Raw genomic sequence first — 18852 nt, 5'->3', positions numbered from 1 at the left:
TTATCTGATTCAACTTGCTTCTTCAATGAACTATATTCTTAGAATAATATAATTTTCCTATGGTATTTTATATTTACAACAAAGAATGAGGAAAAATTATCCTTAATATTCTATTTTTGATAAAATTTAATGGAATTAATCAATTTTAATCATGGATCTATCTCCCATCAATAATTTACCTGAAAAAGGAGAAAAAATATTTAAGGTTTGGAAAAGGTATGCTAAAGAACACTTCCCATATACTGACTTATATATTGAAGATCTTAAGAATGATATCCTACAGGCTTTATCAAAATCATTGAAAGATATTGAAAGAAAAGGGTATCACAAGCACAGAGAAAAGAAGAGCTGGGTAGTAGGTGTTTTTATGGAGATTTTATCCAAAAATATCAATCAATATTGGTATAACATTTTCATTATCAGAGATAATAAGGATTTTAGTGGATTACTTTGGTTAAAAGCAATGTTAACACATTTGGCTTCAAGTCAACAAGGTCAAATTGAAGTCAATCGTATCTATAAACACTTATTGGATAAGCACTACCCTTTTGATCAATACGACATGCCTTCCAATGAAGAGGTAGATCAAAATAATCTTATTGCTGATCTAAATTACCAATCGAACTGGACAGAATCTGAACAGTATCTCACTTCTTTATTAAAAGATAGATTGACTGTTACAATTGATAATAGAGGACCTAGATTAATCACTGCCGAAAAACTGTATGACATCTTTTCTGTCGATGAAATTTATAATTTTACAGAACTAAACCTTTATATAAAAGAATAGATATCTCTGTAAATCTGATAGATATAATTCCGAAACAAATTGATAATGAATTTTTATTTTGATATTAAAATAAAAATAATCTAACTTTGTAGCATCATCAAGAATCCTTGAATGGATACCAACCGAGTTTAATCCACGGTGGTAAAAACGATGTGGTCCGTAGGATGGACAAAAACCTACCCCCACTTAATTTTCACGTTTTTTCTTGATGTCATTCAATGATTATTCACTTTATAATCTAAAAAAAATGACATTAAAAGAAGAATTCTACACTCAGAAAGTCAATGAACTTTCAACACTACGTAACGAAGCATTGATTGATACTTTTAATGCTGAAGTTGGAAACACTACTTGGAGTAATCCAAGAGGTGAATTTCTTAGTGCTCTCAATGACGAAATCAGTAAAAGAAATTTCAAGGATGATCGATTGATCATAAAAAATGGTAGACTCTCCATCAAAAAGAGAGTTAAACTAATTGATAATCAACTTTCAACCCTTTAATTCCTATTACCATGAGTTTAGCACAAGATATTTATATACAGTTCGTAGATCATTATTCAACTTTAGATGACAAATCTTTAGTACGAATTTTCAAAAAAGTGGGACACGAGGTTTCTCACCACAATCATAGCTTAGTAGCGGCTTTAAGAGATGTTTTAGAAGCTAGAGGGTTAGTGGTGATGGCTTAATCCTATATCATTCGGGAGGAGGTTGACTCCTCCCTTCTCTTTTTCGATTACTATCATTTCTTGTCTTCATCCATAAACTAGTTAAGTTTAAGGAGCTAACGTTATCATAGATATGTAGTATAGAATCTTTGCATTGCGGCCTGTTTATTCAATAAATCAATATCTTTTATTGATTAACGAAGAGTATATAAATGGAACCTAAGCAATTTTGTATATTTCTGTAAAATATTCAGCCTGATTCTATCATTTATAATATTTATGAAAATTCTAATTTTTTCTATTTTCTGTTTAACTTTTTTTCCACTACTTACATTTTCTCAAGCTTCATTTATTCCTAATCAAGAGGAGTACCTAACCATAGAAGATTGGAAAAATGAAGAAAATTGGACTTACATTGATGGTGATAAAGAAAATAATTATCCCTCCAATAATGATATCATTCTAACTCAAAATACTAGATTAAATATTGAATATTTGAGGATTGGTTTTAACCTAGATCAGATTAGTACTCAACTCACCTACTCTTTAGTACGGCAAAACTTCAGGTTAATCATTAATCCAGAAGCTTCTGTTTCTTTCAAAATTGATTTACAAGGAAATATCACTACTTCATTTGAAATTGATGGTAATTTCACTCTTAATGAGAGTGTTACCTTTAATGGTAATAAAATTAAATTCAACATTAATGGCTCCATGAATGTCTCGGAAGATATTACTTTCAATAATTCCAATAATCAATTTTTCATCAATGAAGGAGGAATTGTCAACGTTAGTGGTGATTTTAATTCATTGAATGGCGGAAGTAGTACTTATACTTGTGACGGTGAACTTATAATCAATGGTAATTATAGAAATGATGGAAAGGCTGTTTTAGAAATTGGAGAAAACGGTACCGGGCGTGTTAAAGGAAATATTGATTCCAATAGTGGAGGAGGTGGAACAATTAATGTTTTTGGTCTGCTCCATATTGAAAACTCTGTTGATTTCTTTGGAAAAGAGACAATATATGTTGGTGAAAAAGGATGCTTAGTCATAAGTGGTAATGTATACCTAACATGTAATAAAAGTATAGACGCTACCATAGAAGGAAAACTTCAATTTGGCACAAATACAAAGTGCACAATAAGTGATGATGAAAATTGTAGAGAAAATTCTCCTAACAACCAGATTTGTGAAAAAATAAATGATGAAGACTTACCTGTAGAATTAACTTACTTTTATGGAGTTGCTGAAGAACAGCAGAATATACTTTACTGGGAAACTGCTACAGAGATTAATAATAGTCACTTTGAGGTTCAGAATTCCAATGATCAAAAACAATGGGTGACTTTAGATAGCATTCCTGGCTCAGGCAACATAAACACGGAAGTAGAATACTCCTATATTGATTCTATTTCTGTTCAAAGATTTTACAGATTAAAACAAGTTGATTTTGATGGTAATTTTACAATATATGGACCTATTAATATTAATAATAATAGTGGTGATATATCGGGCAAGATTTATCCTAATGTAGTTACAATTGGATCAACAATAACAGTTGAGATTTTTGGTGTTAGAACAAACTCAACCGTTAAGTCATTTCTAATTTCATCCAATGGACAAATCATCGATGAAAGTCTCCTATCAGTAAATATTGAAGGTGATTTCATCATAAATTATACTATTCCAGAAGTGCCTTCTCCTGGAATATACATTTTTCGATTACTATCTAATAATTCCACATATGAAATGAAATTCTATGTCTATTAGCATTAACTATCTCTATATAAGACAACTACAAATATTTCTCCATCATTTCTTTATGCTTTTTAAAAGCTTTTACTTTCTTTTTCCTTTCTTCTATTAAGTCATTTCTATTTAGAATAATTGACTCATCACAAACGGGACGGTTACCGCAAGCTAATTTCATTTCTCCATCTATCTCAATAAGGCAAGAGTTACAGGTACCAAATTGCCTCAAGGTTCTATAACATGGAGCTGTAATACTTTTTTTTGCATTTCTAATAGTATCAACCAATGTCTTATCCTTCTCACTGACTTCTACTTTTATACCATCAATCCATAAAAATTTCATAACACAAAAGTATTTGAAAAAAAGGAATAATTAACGTTTTAATCACTATTCAATCGAACAATATAATAAATAATTTACATTTGTATACACGCATTTATGTGTCTATGTAAATATCAATACTCGTATATGCGTTATTTTATTGTATTATTAATATACAATTGTATGTTTACTTCAATATTATATTTTCTCTTCATTTGTACAATGACACCTTAGTATAATTTGAAATAAGCTTAATTCAAGTCCTCTCCTATTTACAATGCTTGTATGTGTTTTACCTTCTAAAGGTATTTGTTTAAGGTTATACATAATATTTTTTAGTTGCAACTTGCAACTTATATTATTATTATTATAATCACTTATATAATTATATGTAGTACTTTTATAAATGTTTGAAATAAACTAAAACTATTGTCAAAAAAATTACCTTATTTATGTAGTTATCACCCTATATGACCTTTACATTTGAAAAAGCTATTACCACTTTTAAATAAATATCCTTTTATAACAACCTACTCTCTCACTGTTTCAGAATTACTTTTTGGATACATTCTTCTTTTTTTTATAACACGGGAATATAGTGCTGAAGATGTAGGTTTATGGTTTATATTCTTTTCTATATTTAATTTTTCAATTAATATAAGAGAAGGTGTTACATACGTGGCATTAGTGAAGTTTTCATCGGGAAAAGATAATCATGAAGCATATAAGACCTATAAAACTGTAATTATAGCTATTCTTATTATTGAAGCTGTCATAGGTTTATTGATTGTTTTCACTGGTTATATTGAAGTATTTCCTGATATCTCCTATTTTTTAATGGTCTACCCTATCTTTTCAATCACTAATAACTGTTTAAAATGGGTCGAAAATATCCATAAAAGTAGACATACTTTATACAGAGCAGTTATTATTAATATTATCTCACTTACATTACTGGGCTTTGCCCTCTATTATGTACACTACAACACATTGAGCATACAAAACCTTGTATTGGCAATTGTAGCAGTTTATGGGTTGTCATTCCTTATTTCATTAACTACAATACCCTTTAAAGCCATCTTATTCAGTCCATTTGATAAGAAAACTTTTAAGGAAATAATGCATTATGCAAAACAAGGTACATTAAAAGCTCTATTTGGAACGGCTTCATCCAAAATGACTTTATTTTTATCTGCAGGGATTATCTCATTAAAAATTACAGCGATGTTGGGTCTTGCCCAACGTTATTTGGTTATTATTCTCTCCATATCCAATGCGATTCAACTGAGTTTCTATCCAAAAATAGTTGAGCTTTATGAAAAAGGTGACATGGAAGAGTTCAAGAAATACTTCTTAAAGACTTTAGGTAAAGTGTATTTTATTATTCTACCAATATCAATTGGTTTCTTGCTATTAATCAAACCATTTATCGTATTGCTACACGGAGATCAATATTCAGATTCTTTCCATTTATTAGTAATACTTGTAGTTACCTCATTATTTGCACCACTAGGAGCCTTTTTTGCAAGCTATACTAACGCAAAAGGCAAACCACAACTAAGTACCAATATAGTTGTGATGAACAGTATTGTATTAATAATACTTTCTTATGTAATGGTAGCATATATGGGTGAAATTGGTACTGTATTACCTGCTTTAGTCACTGAAATTCTAGGAGCTGTTGTAATATTTATATTCTACTTAAGAAATGAGAATATCAACCTTTTGAAGATTATACCATTAATGCGTTTAGAAGCACTCACAATGATCTATCATTTAAGAAAAAAGATATTGAAAAAAGTATAAAATAAATGCTGAATTATTATGGCATTTTGACCTTAAATAATTCAGCATTTATTATTGATAAACTTTATAAACTAAACTTGGGAATATACCTCTTTTGTTTTCCTAACACTCTCTTCCCAAGTAAATTTTTTCACCCACTGACTTCCCCTTTGTATTAGATCTTGTCGATAATTTTCATCATCGATTACATTCATCATTTTCGACTGAAGATCTTCTTTCTCATAATCGAAGAAATCACCACCATCTCCTACAACTTCTCTTAATGATCCTCCTGTAGCACTCAAAACAGGAACACCACATGCCATCGCCTCCAATGGAGCAAAGCCAAAACCTTCGTATAAAGAAGGAAAAACCAAAAGATCACCACTATGGTAAAAATCAATCAATTGTTCATCAGGGATATACCCTTCAAATACCACATTCTTTAGACTAAGTTCTTTAGCAATTTTGGGATAAACGGTTCGATCAGGATACATCCCTGCTATCTTTAATTTAACGTGAGAGTATTTTTTTTCAATTGCTTGAAATGCATGTAACAACAATTGAAGATTTTTTCGTTCTCCTAGTCCTCCTGTATATATGATATTGAATTGGTTCGCTTTTTTCTTTTCTTTTTTTGGAGGATAAAATTGGTCGAAATTGATACCATTATGAATCACATGTACTAATTCTTCCGGATAATTTGCGTATTGGATTGTATCTTTTTTGGCATTCTCAGAAACGACGATAATGGGTACTCTTCGTTCCTTAAAACGTTGAATCGCCCATTTATAATATTTCATAAACCATTGATCACCCTCATGAACATGTAACAATGAAACATCATGCATTGTCACTACAAACCTGGCATTACTAAAGTAAGACAAAGCTAAACCTGATAAGAACCAATGGGCATGATATATTTTCTTCGGGTCAAAGGATTTATTTAGTGCCTGCTTTATAAAAAGTGGTAAAACATAAGGGTGTAAGTTCCTAAAGGATTTATAAAAATACCCTTTTATCCAATCATATTGATCTTCATAAAAATGATCTGCATTTGATGGCTTTGAAGGCTTAAAAAGCTGTATTGGTGACGATTTATACATCTCCTCACCTAATTCAAAACTATACCGCCCTATTCCGGAAAAGAAATGCTGACAGCTTACTAAGTTGATATGATCTTCCATTAATAATCTAGAATTTTAAATTCTGTTCTTCGGTTCAACTGATGTTGAGATTCAGTACATGAAACACAATCTACAGCATTTACTTTTTCTCCATAAAACTGATAAATAAGCCTATTGGTATTGATACCCTTTGCATTCAGATAAGCTATTACGGATTTGGCTCTTCTTTTAGAAAGGTCAATATTGTAATCATCACTTCCACGAACATCACAATGCGATCCTAATTCGACAACAAGAGATGGGTTGTTTGTCATTATTCTATGTAAATCATTTAAGATTACTTTTGCTTCAGTGGTTAGATAAGCTTTATCAAATGGATAATAGATATTTTCAATTTCAAGGAGATCGTTTTTAATCATTCTCTTCAGATAGACATCTCTACGAATTACTCCATCTTTACTAATATTTTGAGCATTTACACTAGCATCTTTTGTTAAGTATCCTGATGCAGAAACACTCAAATTCATATTTTGATCTGGTGCCTTTTCTCCAAAAATAAATTGATAATGTCCAAACCGATCCGATGAGGTCTTGTTGAGATGAATGTATTTACTGTCTTGTAAAACAATCTGAGCATTAGGAATTTTCTCCTTCGTATTTTCATCAATAATATCACCTTCCATCCTAATCTGATTTCCTCTGACTAAGTCTACAATAACATACATTCCTCCAAACTCTTTTTCCAGATATTTTGTATTAATTGTTTTTGGAATATATCCCATTTGTGCTGCTTCCACTTGACAGAAATTATGTAGATCAACAGAGGTAGAATAAAACCCTTTGTTATCTGTTAAACCATTAGAAATTGGTTCTCTATCACAATCAGATAAAACGACGGTAGAGTTAGGTAATGGTTCTTTCGTTAAACTATCAACTACTAGCACTGATACATTATCAGGTACTTCTCTAAACCTGTATATATCATCTGCCCCAGTTCCACCGTCTCTATTAGATGAGAAATACCCGTTAAACTCCTCTATATCATGATCGATTGCTAAACCAAAATCATCTTTAGAGGAATTAAAAGGATAACCCATGTTTTCTACTGAAACTACCCTGTTATTTCTAATATTGGCTTTATAAATATCCAATCCTCCTAATCCAATATGTCTATCGGAAGAAAAGAAAAGCGTGCTATCATTATAAATAAAAGGAAATACTTCATTTCCAGAAGTATTAATCATTTCTCCTATATTATAAGGTGGATCCCAACCTCCAGATAGATTACGATGACTAACATATATATCTGTCCCACCTTTTCCGTCAGCCATATCAGATATAAAATAAATAGTGTTACCGTCTTTTGTCAATGTAGGGTGTCCTACTGAAAACTCTTTGTTATTCAGTTCAAAATCAGTCATGCGTTGGAACTGCCCATCTTTGTATTTAGTGGTTCTTATTTCTAAATGATGTATATCAAAATTTTCTCCATCAATTACTTCATTTTTATCGACATTGATGGTTACATACATCGTATTAGAAGATTTATCAAAATAAGATGGGCCTAAATGATGGTTTGAAAATATATCTTTATCTAATACTTCTACATTGGTGTAAGCTCCAAGTTTTGTCTTATTTACCTTTACAAGATTAATAAATGAATACCCATCACGGTTATGAACATTGATTCTTTTTTTAAGAGGTCTTGATGAACAAAATGCAATTCCATTGTTAAATATAAGTGGGCTGAAATCTTTCTGTTCAGAATTAAAAGATAACCCCTCAATGATGACATTAAACTTATTTCTTCTTAACTGTTTTAATTGATTGCCTTGACAAGATAAATAGAGATCTCTAACCTCATGATCTCTAGGATTTTTGAATAAATATTTTTGAAAGGCTTTTCCTGCTTTACTGTATTGTTCTAAAGACTTTAACATAAGTCCATAGTTCAACAATACTTCATCAGAGAGTTCCCAATTAAAGTTGACTAATTTTTCATAAACGCGTACAGATTCTTGATACTGTAGTGTATGCTGATAAGAATAAGCCAATTTATATTCTGAAATAATGTCCAATTTATTGGCTTTTTCAAAATAATCGATGGCTAAAATATAGTCGCTTCTTTCAAAATATTCATTTGCTTTTTTCATGTACTTCGTATCATGAGTAGACTGAGCAAGTACAATAGTTTGAGACAATAGTTGAAGCAATAAAGTAAGTACAATCGTGTATTTCATATTTAAAAATATCTTGGACTCACAATCACATTATTCGTTCTTGATTTGATATTAAAACCCAATATTATTTCATGTGAGCCTGAAGTGGCTGTTTGTATATCTGTAACAGGAATATCATATCCATATCCAATCCTAAACCTCTTTTTAACGTCAAGTTGTGCCATTAAAGCAAAACCATCTTGTGATCTGTAAGTTGCTCCCAACCACAACATTTTTTGTAAGATAAAAGTGGCTGTAATGTCGAGTTGAACGTCATTATTGGTTACATACTTTAAAAGTGCCGACGGAACAAAATCTACGTGTTCGGACAGGTTAAAATGAACTCCTCCTTTTAGAAAATAGTGCCTGTATTCTTGAGCTTCTGATGTATTTGTGATCTTGTTTTCAAGAATGTAAGGGATTGAAAAACTAACATAATACTTATCACTATATAAGTATAGACCAAAACCTGCATTGATATTTGTTAGATTTTCATTGTTCGCTCCAAAAGTAGGATCAGATGGATTTTGAAGACTTATATTATTCCAATCATGCTTATATGAAGTTGTTGAGAGTGCCAGACCAAAAGATAAAGTTAGTTTTTCATTTAGTCGTGTCATGTAGGAGCCCGCAAGTTGCATCGTATTAGTGGTAGAAACTCCAATTTTATCATTCACAAAATTCACACCCATTCCCACTTTATCAGCCACTTTAAATGAAGAATTAAAATTAAATGTATTTGGAGCACCTTCGTAATCTACCCATTGCCATCGATTCAGTAACAGAAAGTCAATACCATCTTTTGTACCTGCAAAAGCAGGGTTGATCGCCAATGTATTATAAGCATATTGGGTGAACATTGGTAATTGTTGTGCCTTCCCCTCATTTCCCATTATGTATATTAGTCCTAGAATTATAATTAGTTTTCTCATCTTTTTATCTCTTCAATACTACATAGCCATTAAATGTGTTGGTCTTATTATTTAATTCAATCATTATCACATAGAAATAAGTACCATCAGGCAATGGCTCCCCGTTATTATTATTTCCAGTCCATTCATTCGCATAACCATCTTTATGATATATTTCTTGGCCCCATCTATTATAGATCTTCAATTGATTGTCTTTATATCTCTCAATATTCTCTATAACAAATACATCATTAATCAAGTCATTATTCGGTGAGAAGCCATTATAAATAGTAATATCAATTGGCTCTTCTATGACAGTACCTGTTTTATAAACATCGATAATAAGCAAACCATACCCACAATCTTCGTCAGTATTACATACTCGATAGTAAACAAAATCTCTTTCACCGTCATCTCCTACTGAATCAGGAGCAGTATATAAAATGTTCAATGAATCCACTGCATCAGCAGATGCACCTTCAAGGTTTGGAGAACCAAATAATGTAGTAACAGGTGAGGATAGATCTATATCAGTGACTAGATTTACTTTCTCTTCTAATGGGTGATTATAACTTTCACCCTCATATATTTTAACTGAATCAATCCAGTATAAAGATGAGTTTTCAGAAACATAACCTTCATCTCCAATCAAAATAATACCCAATGCTTCATCTTTCTTTCTTGGACTACCGTTATCATAAACTTCATAAGTGAAAATATCAACACCAGTATAACCTTTATTAGGGAAATAATGAGCCACCACAGAAGTATCACCATCTGAGATATTACCATCAAACAAAACTGAACCGTTTAAAGGAGCTGTGATTTGGGAAACAGTGAAATAATCTAATCCGCCATCTTGGTCGTAATCATTTTCAAGAATAGGAAGCGTTACAGAAACATCTACATCAGTAACAGCAAAATCGTCCTTTGCTACTGGTGGTAAATTCTCAACAGGTGTTGGATCATCATCAACAACTGTGATAACTACTACAGCTTGATCACAATTGGCAGGTGTCGCAGCATCACAAATCTCATAAGTCAACTCATAAGTTCCTTCAAAACCTTCAGGTGGTGTATGAATAATTTCTCCATCAAGAACCTCAAACTCTACACCGTCAATATCTGGTTCTTCAATAATCCTTAGAGTTGAAGGATCGAGCTCGTCTTCTGGATGAAAATCATTTGCAATTACATCTATTGTTGCTACATCTCCATCTGGAAGAGTTAAGGTATCATTGACTGCTAGTAAATCATCATCAAATACAGTGATATAAACGACAGCTTGATCACAATCAGCAGGAGTTGAATTATCACAAATTTCATAAGTCAATTCATACTCTCCTGCAAAACCTTCAGGTGGTGTATGGGTGATTTGACCATTTACAACTTCAAAATCTACGCCCTCGATTGCAGGTTCTGATACAATTCTCAAAGTAATTGGATTGATATCATCTTGAGGGTGGGTATCATTACCCAATACATTTATAGTTACCGGATCACCATCTGGGAGCATTAAAGTATCATTAGTAGCAAGGGGATCATCATCAAATACAGTAATCGTTAAAACTGCCTGATCGCAATCAGGAGGTGTTGAGTTGTCACATATTTGATATGTAAGATCATAAGATCCTACAAAATCTTCAGGAGGTGTATGGACTATCTCACCATTGACCACTTCAAATTCAACTCCTTCAATATCTGGTTCTTCGATAATTGTTAAAGTCGATGGGTCTAAATCATCATCAGGGTGAGTGTCATTGGCCAAAACATCGATACTAATTTCATGTCCATCTGGTAAGGTCACTGCATCGTCTACCGCCACTGGCAACACCGGAAAATCCACTAAAAAGAATCCTGTATCACAATAAATTGGCGTTCCTAAATCACATATTTCAAAGAAAGCGGTATCAATCCCACTAGCATTCAATTGTGGAACTATTTTGATATGACCATTATCTGATATTGTAAAAAATAGATCATTTACAGAAGATAAAGCTTTTAAATGATTTGGATTGAGGTTATCATCAGGGTCGGATCCTAATTTACTTAAAGGAATACCTGTCGTAGTAAGTGAAATATCATAACGTATCAATGAATCTCTTAGAGCAACTGGTGGTTGATTAATACTACCTAATGCAATATAGATAATACCTGTATCACATAAGTTTGTAAAATCTTCATTACAGATTCTATAATCTAAGGCTAAAGTATCAAATAACCCATCGGTTAATCCTACAGTTAGGTCAGTTCCATTAAATGAAATTAATGAAAGGTCTTCACTATCGACTGGTGTCAATATTTCTAAACTTGAATAATCAATGTAGTTATGATCTTCTAATAAACTATCAATAGAGAAAGTAACAGTATCGTGCTGAAAAACGGTTACTAGTGTATCCTCTGCTGTAGGTTCAATTAAAGCCTCTGGCACAAATTGAGCTAATGAGGCTTCTGGCGATGACTCTAATTGAAAAACGGCATCATTATAATCATAATCACCAGCTGAGATATCTACATTATCTTCCATACATAGTAGGAAGTCAAAATCTTTGGCTGAAGTTAAATCATTAGCAAAAATGATGGTCATCTGATTGTATAAAGTACCTGCTGTAAATGCTGCATTAAAATCGCCGTTAGTATAAAGTGTATAATCACCATCAGTAATACCTCCGTCCCAACCTTGGGCGACAAGAAAGAAACCAAAAACAGTATTTTTAGGATAGGTACCCAAACTAATTCTCATTCCATTATCTACCACATCCGGACTTTCAATATTGGGAAAAATGATAGTTAGATCACCCACTTCATTGGTAGATTGAGGTATATCATCCACTGTGTAAGTATAAAAACCAAGGGTATTTCTCCACCCTGCATCTTCATAGAGCAAAGTAACAAATACTTCTCCTTCTGTTTTTAAATATATATCCATAGCATTTCTATCTAAAAATGCATTACCAGAAATTCTTAATGAGTCCTCTATAAGTTCTCTAGTTCTGTCAACTACTTCAGTGGGCACGGATATACGTCCATCTAAATAAGAAGGTACACCTTTGTCACTCCAAGATCCTAGTGTGAGATAATCATAATGGGTTTTCAAAGGAATCATTGCTAATAGCAATGTCAGCAATGGTGTAAAAAGAAGTCGATATGTTTGGGTAGTTTTGAACATTTATTGTCGGTTTACTTTTTCCCAGATCGAGGAATGGTTACCCTGTAAAAATTTGAAAAAGCCTAAAAGAACGCAGTAGTTCATAAAAGCGTAGTAATAGGGAAACAACAATCCTTTGATCTGTACTTTATTTTTCTTTAAAAATCTTCCAACTAATGCTGTTGCATAAGCGAGGAGCTGTACAAAAAGTGTGAACTCATATATTCCTCTTAGCTCATATGCTAGATAAATATTGAGAACGAATATCAATGGTAAGGCAAAAGGAACGATCAACCACCTTAATACCCTATGAGATATATATTGAAACGATACCCAACCATATTTGAAGAAGTTGAGCATTGGTAATAACACTAGCATAATCTGAAAACCTCCTGAAGCAATACGAACTTTACGTGTCATCTCGTCATTAACTGAGGCTGAAGATGTTTCAGTGGCATATGCATTTTTTTCATATGCCACCTTAAACCCTTTTTGAACAATATGCATAGTAATGAAAAAATCATCTAAAATAATTTCTTTAGGAATTGAAGGGTATAACGAAGTACGGATTGAGAAAAGTTCTCCAGCACCTCCCATTACACTTGTCAATTCTGCATCCCATTCTTTCAGTTTAGATTCATAACGCCAATATGCTCCTTCTCCTTCGGAAGCTGCACCATTTGAAGTTGGTGTAACAACCTTCTTTTCTCCACATACTCCCCCTACTTTAGGATCTCTATAATGATTTGTCAAATGAATTAATGCATCTCTATTGATCATAGTATTGGCGTCACAACAAACCACAATATCTGTCTCTACAAATGTCATTGCTCTATTTAGAGCTTCTGATTTACCACACCTTTCAGGAGAATGTAGTAACTCAACTCCTTGGTCTTTATATTTTCGAACAATGTCAGGTGTTTCATCCGTACTTCCATCCGTAATGAAAAGTATTTTTTTCTTTTCTGTAGGATATTGAAGTGCTAATGTATTTTGTACTTTCTCATCTATTATTGATGCTTCATTATATGCAGGAATTATTATTGTCACCTCAGGACATGCTTCATCTGTCCATATTGAGTAATCTTTCCTATGGTTAAAAATTCTTCTAATTAATAGAATTGTATAAAGCAATATTGGATACCCAACAGCACTGTAAAGTACAATAAAAAGGAGTCCCCAAAATAGTAATTGGTAATTCGCAGTCATTTCTAGGTTATTTAACTGTTAGTACTAAGACTAATTCTTTTGGTTTTATCTTTTTGTTTAATCTCATTCTATTGATTCAACTACATAGCAGTAAAACTAGACAGTAAAAAAGAGTTATAAGATTATAAAAAACAGCTTAAAAATTTTCTTGATTTAGAATTTAGTACATAAACAAAGTACAAAATTTAAGTGGAATATCTAAGCGTATTTTAGCCCATCTTTGGGTTGTGCCATACTTTTATTAAAAAGATACAATAGTGCTGATAAAAGTCCTGCCCTTAGTGCAATATTTAATTTCTTATCTTTATTGAGCAAAAACACATATCTTTTAGGAAAAGAGAGTATCATAAAAAATAAAAGAAAGCCTATAAAATAAAAAATGGGGTAATTTCGGTACATAAATAAAATTCTATTTCTAGTCATATAATATTCTTTCAACGGACTCAATTTTCCAACTGAAATAGACTCTTTATGTAGAATCATAGCATTACCATTATATTGAATTTCGTAACCTGCTTTTCGAATTTTTTTGCACCAATCCATTTCTTCATAATAAAGAAAAAAAGCTTCAGGTATACCTCCGACTTCCTCAACAACTTTCCTTCTCAGCATCATAGCAGCACCATGCCCAAAATAGGTCTTCTTGATATTGTCATATTGTCCTTGATCCTGTTCTCTTTCACCAATTACACTATTTCTTCCTGTAAATGGATTAATATCTGTGAAACCTGAGTATTGAATAGTATTGGGTGTGTAGTAGTAATGAATTTTTGGACAAACCATCCCAACTTTCTCATCTTCAAGTGATTTTAATAAAGGTTCAAATGAACTTTCAGTAACTACAGTATCATTATTAATAAAAAAAAGAAAATCTCCTTTTGAAGCTTCAATACCTAAGTTATTTCCGCCTGCAAATCCTAGATTTTCTTTGGATACAATCACTTTTACTCTGGGGTCTAACTTCTCTAAAATAACAGAGATATCTTTTTGTGAACCGTTATCAACAATTATCCATTCTGAATCTTCAGGAGCAAATTTCATTAACGATTTCACTAATTCTAAAGTCACATCTAATTGCCTAAAATTTACAGTAATAATAGAAAGCATAATATCAAGTTTTGGGGATCTTTTCCCAGTTTTTGGTTTCGAAATTATATTTTTTAACTAGTCGAATTGGATTTCCAATAGCCACATGATAGTCGGGTATATCTTTATTCACTACACTTCCTGCTCCAATTACACAATGCTTGCCAATGTTTACACCTTGTGTAATTGTTACGTTGGCTCCTATCCATGAATTTTCTCCAACAGTTATCTTTTTAGTATTTACTCCCTGATCAACAATGGGAAGATTAGGGTCTTCAAAGACATGGTTTAATGCTGAAGCGACTATATTTTGAGCAAAAAGGACATTATCCTTTATTTCAACTGGCCCTATGATCGTATTACCAATACCCACGATCACATTATTACCTATAATTAAATCTCCAACTGCATTATTGAGTGTCACAAAGTCTTCAATGATACTTTTCTCTCCAATTGAAATTTTGTTGAATGGGAATAGATCCAGTCGAGCCGACGAACGAATTACAGCCTTTTTCCCCCTTTTAATATAAAATGGAAATAAAAATAATCGCACCCAAAAACGGGGTCTGTAATACAACACTAAAGAGTGATGAATAAACTGTTTAAGCCAGTCATTATTCTGAACATATAGTTTTAAGCTACTGAGCATTTCTATTTATTTTATTGAGGTATATATTATGAAATTGACTTGCTCTGTTTTCCCACTTATTATTTTTGGCAATTTTTTTCCTTTGAGTGACTTGTTCCGTCGAATCTTTCAAGGCTTTTGTTAACTCTTCCTCAAAAGAAGCATCATCGTTGTAGATATGTATAACATCTTTAAAATCATCTAAGTTGGTAAAAGGAGTCGTCAATACAGGTTTTCCAACACTCAGGTATTCATTGATTTTTAAAGGATAAATACATTGTGTCAAATCATTACAAAGGAATGGAATGATACAAGCATCTGAATAATAAATTAGATCAGGAACGTCCTCCATCTTTTGAGGTCCCAGATAATGTACATTATCATAATCTAATAATTTTCCACCTCTAAATTCTCTTTGATTAATTGGTCCTACGAGAATCAGTTGCAAATCTGGATCATTACTGACAATTTTTTCTAATAGTTTATAATTAATTCTCAGCCCAATATTTCCCACATAGGTTACACGTTTCCCTTTTGGGATATTCTTTAGAAGGTGAGATTCAGAATAAGTATCCCTTTGAAAAAAATCATAATCAGCACCATTATATACTGTTTCTATTTGCTTCGCATAAGGCTCTAAACGATATCTCAAATCATCTGAAGTAGTGATAACTAAATCTGCATTTTCTGCGGCTTTCTTCTCCGCTACAACTCCATGTTTTGCAATGTACTTCTCTCCCTCAATAAGGTCTACACAATGATAGATAGACATAATGTATTTTTTCTTAGAATGAACTGAAAAATAAACGGGATTAAATGAGTTGATATAAACAAAATTATCTTTCACATGAAAACGATCTAAGACAGTATCAATTGCATTCCAAATGGTTTTACAATTTTTGGTCTTTAATTGATTGTAAATCAAACCAGGAGGAAGAAAATTAATTGGAAAAACCGGTGGCGGACAAATATTTATAAAATTGGGATAATCATCAAAAGGCTGAAAATAGAAGACATCATCTTTCCATAGTGCCTTTCTTTTTTTGAGTTGCTCTTTGTACGCTTCGTTTGTAAGATCTTTAAACGTATAAGGATGATCAACATAAAATACTAACCTATCTCTAGACCATTTTTTCGCTAAAGAGATAGATGTAGCACCAAACTGTTCATCGACTCTCGTTAGTGCTTGTAATACAATGGGTCTAAAAATATGCATAGTTTATGATTGAAATTGTTTTTGATATTTAAAGTTTGAGGCTGAGTATTTTGGGAAAAGTAGAATTAAATCAATCCACCAATAAAAGATAAGTTTTAGTCCTCCTAAAAAGAGTTTCGGCCTAAAAAAATACTTAAATGTACTTTTCAAATTCATTAATTGATGATAGAAAAATACTTCCCAATATATGGTCACCCATGGTGAAGTGTTTCTATATTTATGATAGAGGTTTGTATTTTTATAATAAAGCAGAAACTCACTTTCTAAGATTTTCATTCTAGATTTCATCTTAGAAAATGATTCTTGACGTGGTGGATGACATACTTTCATTTCCTCTACAAAGACGATCTCTCCTACTTCTCTCATTCTCCAAGCAAAATCAGCATCTTCGTTATGTGCATAAGGAAAAGTCTCATCAAAACCGTTGAGGTATTCAAATGTTTCTTTTCTGAAGGCTACATTACAAGTTGGTACAGCAGGATTTCCTTCTAGATTTTCAATTTGATGAGTGAGTGGTGTCACCTCTTTTTTGAAAGTATAAGTAAGACCTTCTAGACCAACAACTTTATCATTATTATATAGATTCAGATGAATAATTTGTAACCAATTTGAATCAGGTATACAATCATCATCCGTAAATGCAAGTATTTCACCTGTAGCCAACCTTGCTCCTGTATTTCTGGCTTTTGCAGGTCCTGCTTTTTCTACTTCAAGAATCTTCCAACTTTCATATTGACCATACCTTTTTTCTAATTCTTTTTTGGTATCATCTTTACAAGAATCACAAACAACAATCACCTCGTAATTTGGGTAATCGAGTGTATTTAATGCCTCTGCCAAGGTAAGCATAGACGACATTCTGTTGTGAGTAGGAACTATAACACTTATTTTCATGACATCAGATTTTCGTAGATACTTTCTAGCTCGTTGGTGGCTTTTGACCACGTATATTTTTGGGCGACTTGGATTCCTCTTTGCTCATATTCTTTCTTTAAATTTTCATCCTTCATTAACTTTATAATATTATCAGCAAGTTCTGCTGGAGCTGAGGATGAAAGTAATGCACCATCTTTGAGTACTTCTCCTAAAGAGCCTTCATTGGAAGATACCGTAGCAGTACCACAAGCCATTGCTTCTAATGGTGGAAACCCAAACCCTTCAAATTTTGATGGATATAAAAAGGCGTCAGCTGTTTGAAGGAAATTTTGCAAGTCCTTTTCCGCTACATACCCTACAAATGAAACATTCTTTAAATTGTATTTTTCAACTAAATCAGGAAGGTTGGTGTAAGCAGCGTTGCCACTTCCAATTTCCATATTAAAATCAAGTCCTTTTTCTTCAAGGATTCGAGCGACTTCTATCAATGCAACTGCATTTTTATGTACAACGCCCAAACCTCCTAAATATCGAATTGTAAATTTTTTATTTTCAGTTTTAAGGTCCTTATCCCAATAAAATGTAGAGTGATCAATCCCGTTATAGACTACTTTTACTTTTTCAGGGTCAGCATTAGTCATTCTTACCAAATCTTGTTTTGAGGTTTCAGACACTGTTACTATTAAATCAGAATACTTAATAGAAGTGTTTAACTGATACAAATAATATTGATGTACAATTGGATTTGTATTTTTAAAATGAAGAGGAATAACATCGTGAATTGTCACTATATTTTTACCAGTCTTTTTTTTATTTGACCAATAGTACCCCGTAAATGCATCAATATTGTCTGCATGATATATGGAGAATTCTCTATGTTGATGATTTAGTTCTCTAGACATATAAAAGGGTGCAATATAGTTTCTTAAGTTTCTTAACGAGCGATGATGATAGTGATTCGTAAACGGAAATTCAGCTCCTTTTTTTCTTGAGAGTAAAATCTCTAAACCATCTCGGTACATTCCTTGGGCTAATCTTTCTGAATATTGACCAATACCAAACTTTCCTTCTAAACATGAAAGAAATTGAATATTCATTTTTTCTATTGGTT

Annotated in this window: 16 protein-coding genes and 1 riboswitch; of the genes, 5 read left to right on the top strand and 11 right to left on the bottom strand. The window is 32.3% G+C overall.

Translation table 11 applies throughout. The features are described 5' to 3' along the window. Window positions 1–151 precede the first annotated feature (151 nt). From PL77_RS22210 to PL77_RS30930, 4 genes are all read left to right on the top strand, one after another. A complete protein-coding gene (locus tag PL77_RS22210; RefSeq protein ID WP_044210424.1) occupies window positions 152–790 on the top strand; it encodes a hypothetical protein in 639 nt (212 codons plus the stop codon). 89 nt (window positions 791–879) lie between these two features. Next, a riboswitch (SAM-I-IV-variant riboswitch) is annotated at window positions 880–976 on the top strand. A gap of 61 nt (window positions 977–1037) precedes the next feature. Then, window positions 1038–1292, top strand: coding sequence for a hypothetical protein (locus PL77_RS22205; protein WP_156152487.1), 255 nt, complete (start codon window positions 1038–1040; stop codon window positions 1290–1292). A gap of 11 nt (window positions 1293–1303) precedes the next feature. After that, window positions 1304–1480, top strand: coding sequence for a hypothetical protein (locus PL77_RS31865; protein WP_156152486.1), 177 nt, complete (start codon window positions 1304–1306; stop codon window positions 1478–1480). A gap of 258 nt (window positions 1481–1738) precedes the next feature. After that, the gene (locus tag PL77_RS30930; protein ID WP_052444636.1) at window positions 1739–3232 is read left to right on the top strand and encodes a hypothetical protein; all 1494 of its coding nucleotides are present in this window, start codon (window positions 1739–1741) and stop codon (window positions 3230–3232) included. Between the two features lie 25 nt (window positions 3233–3257). On the opposite strand, the gene PL77_RS22195 is transcribed toward PL77_RS30930, so the two are convergent. Next, complete coding sequence (locus PL77_RS22195) at window positions 3258–3557, bottom strand: 2Fe-2S iron-sulfur cluster-binding protein (protein ID WP_044210419.1); 300 nt, start codon at window positions 3555–3557, stop codon at window positions 3258–3260. Window positions 3558–4019: 462 nt separating this feature from the next. Between PL77_RS22195 and PL77_RS22190 the strand changes: the two genes are divergently transcribed. Next, complete coding sequence (locus tag PL77_RS22190; protein WP_044210417.1) at window positions 4020–5342, top strand: oligosaccharide flippase family protein; 1323 nt, start codon at window positions 4020–4022, stop codon at window positions 5340–5342. A gap of 71 nt (window positions 5343–5413) precedes the next feature. Here PL77_RS22190 and PL77_RS22185 read toward each other — a convergent pair whose 3' ends face one another. The 10 genes from PL77_RS22185 to PL77_RS22140 all read right to left on the bottom strand — a co-directional run bounded on the left by PL77_RS22185 (window position 5414) and on the right by PL77_RS22140 (window position 18838). Next, window positions 5414–6508 (bottom strand): glycosyltransferase family 1 protein, encoded by a 1095-nt coding sequence (locus PL77_RS22185; protein ID WP_044210414.1) that lies wholly within the window; start codon window positions 6506–6508, stop codon window positions 5414–5416. Then, entirely contained in the window at window positions 6508–8688 is a 2181-nt protein-coding gene (locus PL77_RS22180) for an OmpA family protein (protein ID WP_044210412.1), read from the bottom strand. The genes PL77_RS22185 and PL77_RS22180 overlap by 1 nt, the downstream gene beginning before the upstream one ends. A gap of 2 nt (window positions 8689–8690) precedes the next feature. Next, window positions 8691–9599 (bottom strand): type IX secretion system membrane protein PorP/SprF, encoded by a 909-nt coding sequence (locus tag PL77_RS22175; protein ID WP_082026680.1) that lies wholly within the window; start codon window positions 9597–9599, stop codon window positions 8691–8693. Window positions 9600–9603: 4 nt separating this feature from the next. Further along, a complete protein-coding gene (locus PL77_RS22170) occupies window positions 9604–12747 on the bottom strand; it encodes an Ig-like domain-containing protein (RefSeq protein ID WP_082026679.1) in 3144 nt (1047 codons plus the stop codon). Beyond that, the gene (locus tag PL77_RS22165) at window positions 12748–13935 is read right to left on the bottom strand and encodes a glycosyltransferase family 2 protein (protein WP_044210404.1); all 1188 of its coding nucleotides are present in this window, start codon (window positions 13933–13935) and stop codon (window positions 12748–12750) included. 198 nt (window positions 13936–14133) lie between these two features. Next, window positions 14134–15042, bottom strand: coding sequence for a glycosyltransferase family 2 protein (locus PL77_RS22160; RefSeq protein WP_044210403.1), 909 nt, complete (start codon window positions 15040–15042; stop codon window positions 14134–14136). Between the two features lie 4 nt (window positions 15043–15046). Next, window positions 15047–15670, bottom strand: coding sequence for a DapH/DapD/GlmU-related protein (locus PL77_RS22155; RefSeq protein ID WP_044210401.1), 624 nt, complete (start codon window positions 15668–15670; stop codon window positions 15047–15049). Further along, complete coding sequence (locus tag PL77_RS22150; RefSeq protein ID WP_044210399.1) at window positions 15660–16865, bottom strand: glycosyltransferase; 1206 nt, start codon at window positions 16863–16865, stop codon at window positions 15660–15662. The genes PL77_RS22155 and PL77_RS22150 overlap by 11 nt, the downstream gene beginning before the upstream one ends. Window positions 16866–16868: 3 nt before the next feature. Beyond that, on the bottom strand, window positions 16869–17759 hold the full coding sequence (locus PL77_RS22145; protein ID WP_044210397.1) for a glycosyltransferase family 2 protein: 891 nt from the start codon (window positions 17757–17759) through the stop codon (window positions 16869–16871). Next, window positions 17756–18838, bottom strand: a complete 1083-nt coding sequence (locus PL77_RS22140) for a glycosyltransferase family 1 protein (RefSeq protein ID WP_044210395.1) — start codon at window positions 18836–18838, stop codon at window positions 17756–17758. The genes PL77_RS22145 and PL77_RS22140 overlap by 4 nt, the downstream gene beginning before the upstream one ends. Window positions 18839–18852: the final 14 nt, after the last annotated feature.

Source organism: Flammeovirga sp. OC4, assembly GCF_000812565.1.
Classification (GTDB): domain Bacteria; phylum Bacteroidota; class Bacteroidia; order Cytophagales; family Flammeovirgaceae; genus Flammeovirga.
Note: the sequence above shows the minus strand (reverse complement) of the source record. Positions and strands in the feature narration are given on the sequence as shown.

Bases quoted from the DNA above. Each gene is read 5' to 3' on its own strand.
- PL77_RS22170 (WP_082026679.1), bottom strand. From the start codon at position 12,747: ATGTTCAAAACTACCCAAACATATCGACTTCTTTTTACACCATTGCTG.
- PL77_RS22195 (WP_044210419.1), bottom strand. From the start codon at position 3,557: ATGAAATTTTTATGGATTGATGGTATAAAAGTAGAAGTCAGTGAGAAG.
- PL77_RS22185 (WP_044210414.1), bottom strand. From the start codon at position 6,508: ATGGAAGATCATATCAACTTAGTAAGCTGTCAGCATTTCTTTTCCGGA.
- PL77_RS22205 (WP_156152487.1), top strand. From the start codon at position 1,038: ATGACATTAAAAGAAGAATTCTACACTCAGAAAGTCAATGAACTTTCA.
- PL77_RS22145 (WP_044210397.1), bottom strand. From the start codon at position 17,759: ATGAAAATAAGTGTTATAGTTCCTACTCACAACAGAATGTCGTCTATG.
- PL77_RS30930 (WP_052444636.1), top strand. From the start codon at position 1,739: ATGAAAATTCTAATTTTTTCTATTTTCTGTTTAACTTTTTTTCCACTA.
- PL77_RS22140 (WP_044210395.1), bottom strand. From the start codon at position 18,838: ATGAATATTCAATTTCTTTCATGTTTAGAAGGAAAGTTTGGTATTGGT.
- PL77_RS22160 (WP_044210403.1), bottom strand. From the start codon at position 15,042: ATGCTTTCTATTATTACTGTAAATTTTAGGCAATTAGATGTGACTTTA.
- PL77_RS31865 (WP_156152486.1), top strand. From the start codon at position 1,304: ATGAGTTTAGCACAAGATATTTATATACAGTTCGTAGATCATTATTCA.
- PL77_RS22155 (WP_044210401.1), bottom strand. From the start codon at position 15,670: ATGCTCAGTAGCTTAAAACTATATGTTCAGAATAATGACTGGCTTAAA.
- PL77_RS22150 (WP_044210399.1), bottom strand. From the start codon at position 16,865: ATGCATATTTTTAGACCCATTGTATTACAAGCACTAACGAGAGTCGAT.
- PL77_RS22165 (WP_044210404.1), bottom strand. From the start codon at position 13,935: ATGACTGCGAATTACCAATTACTATTTTGGGGACTCCTTTTTATTGTA.
- PL77_RS22180 (WP_044210412.1), bottom strand. From the start codon at position 8,688: ATGAAATACACGATTGTACTTACTTTATTGCTTCAACTATTGTCTCAA.
- PL77_RS22175 (WP_082026680.1), bottom strand. From the start codon at position 9,599: ATGAGAAAACTAATTATAATTCTAGGACTAATATACATAATGGGAAAT.
- PL77_RS22210 (WP_044210424.1), top strand. From the start codon at position 152: ATGGATCTATCTCCCATCAATAATTTACCTGAAAAAGGAGAAAAAATA.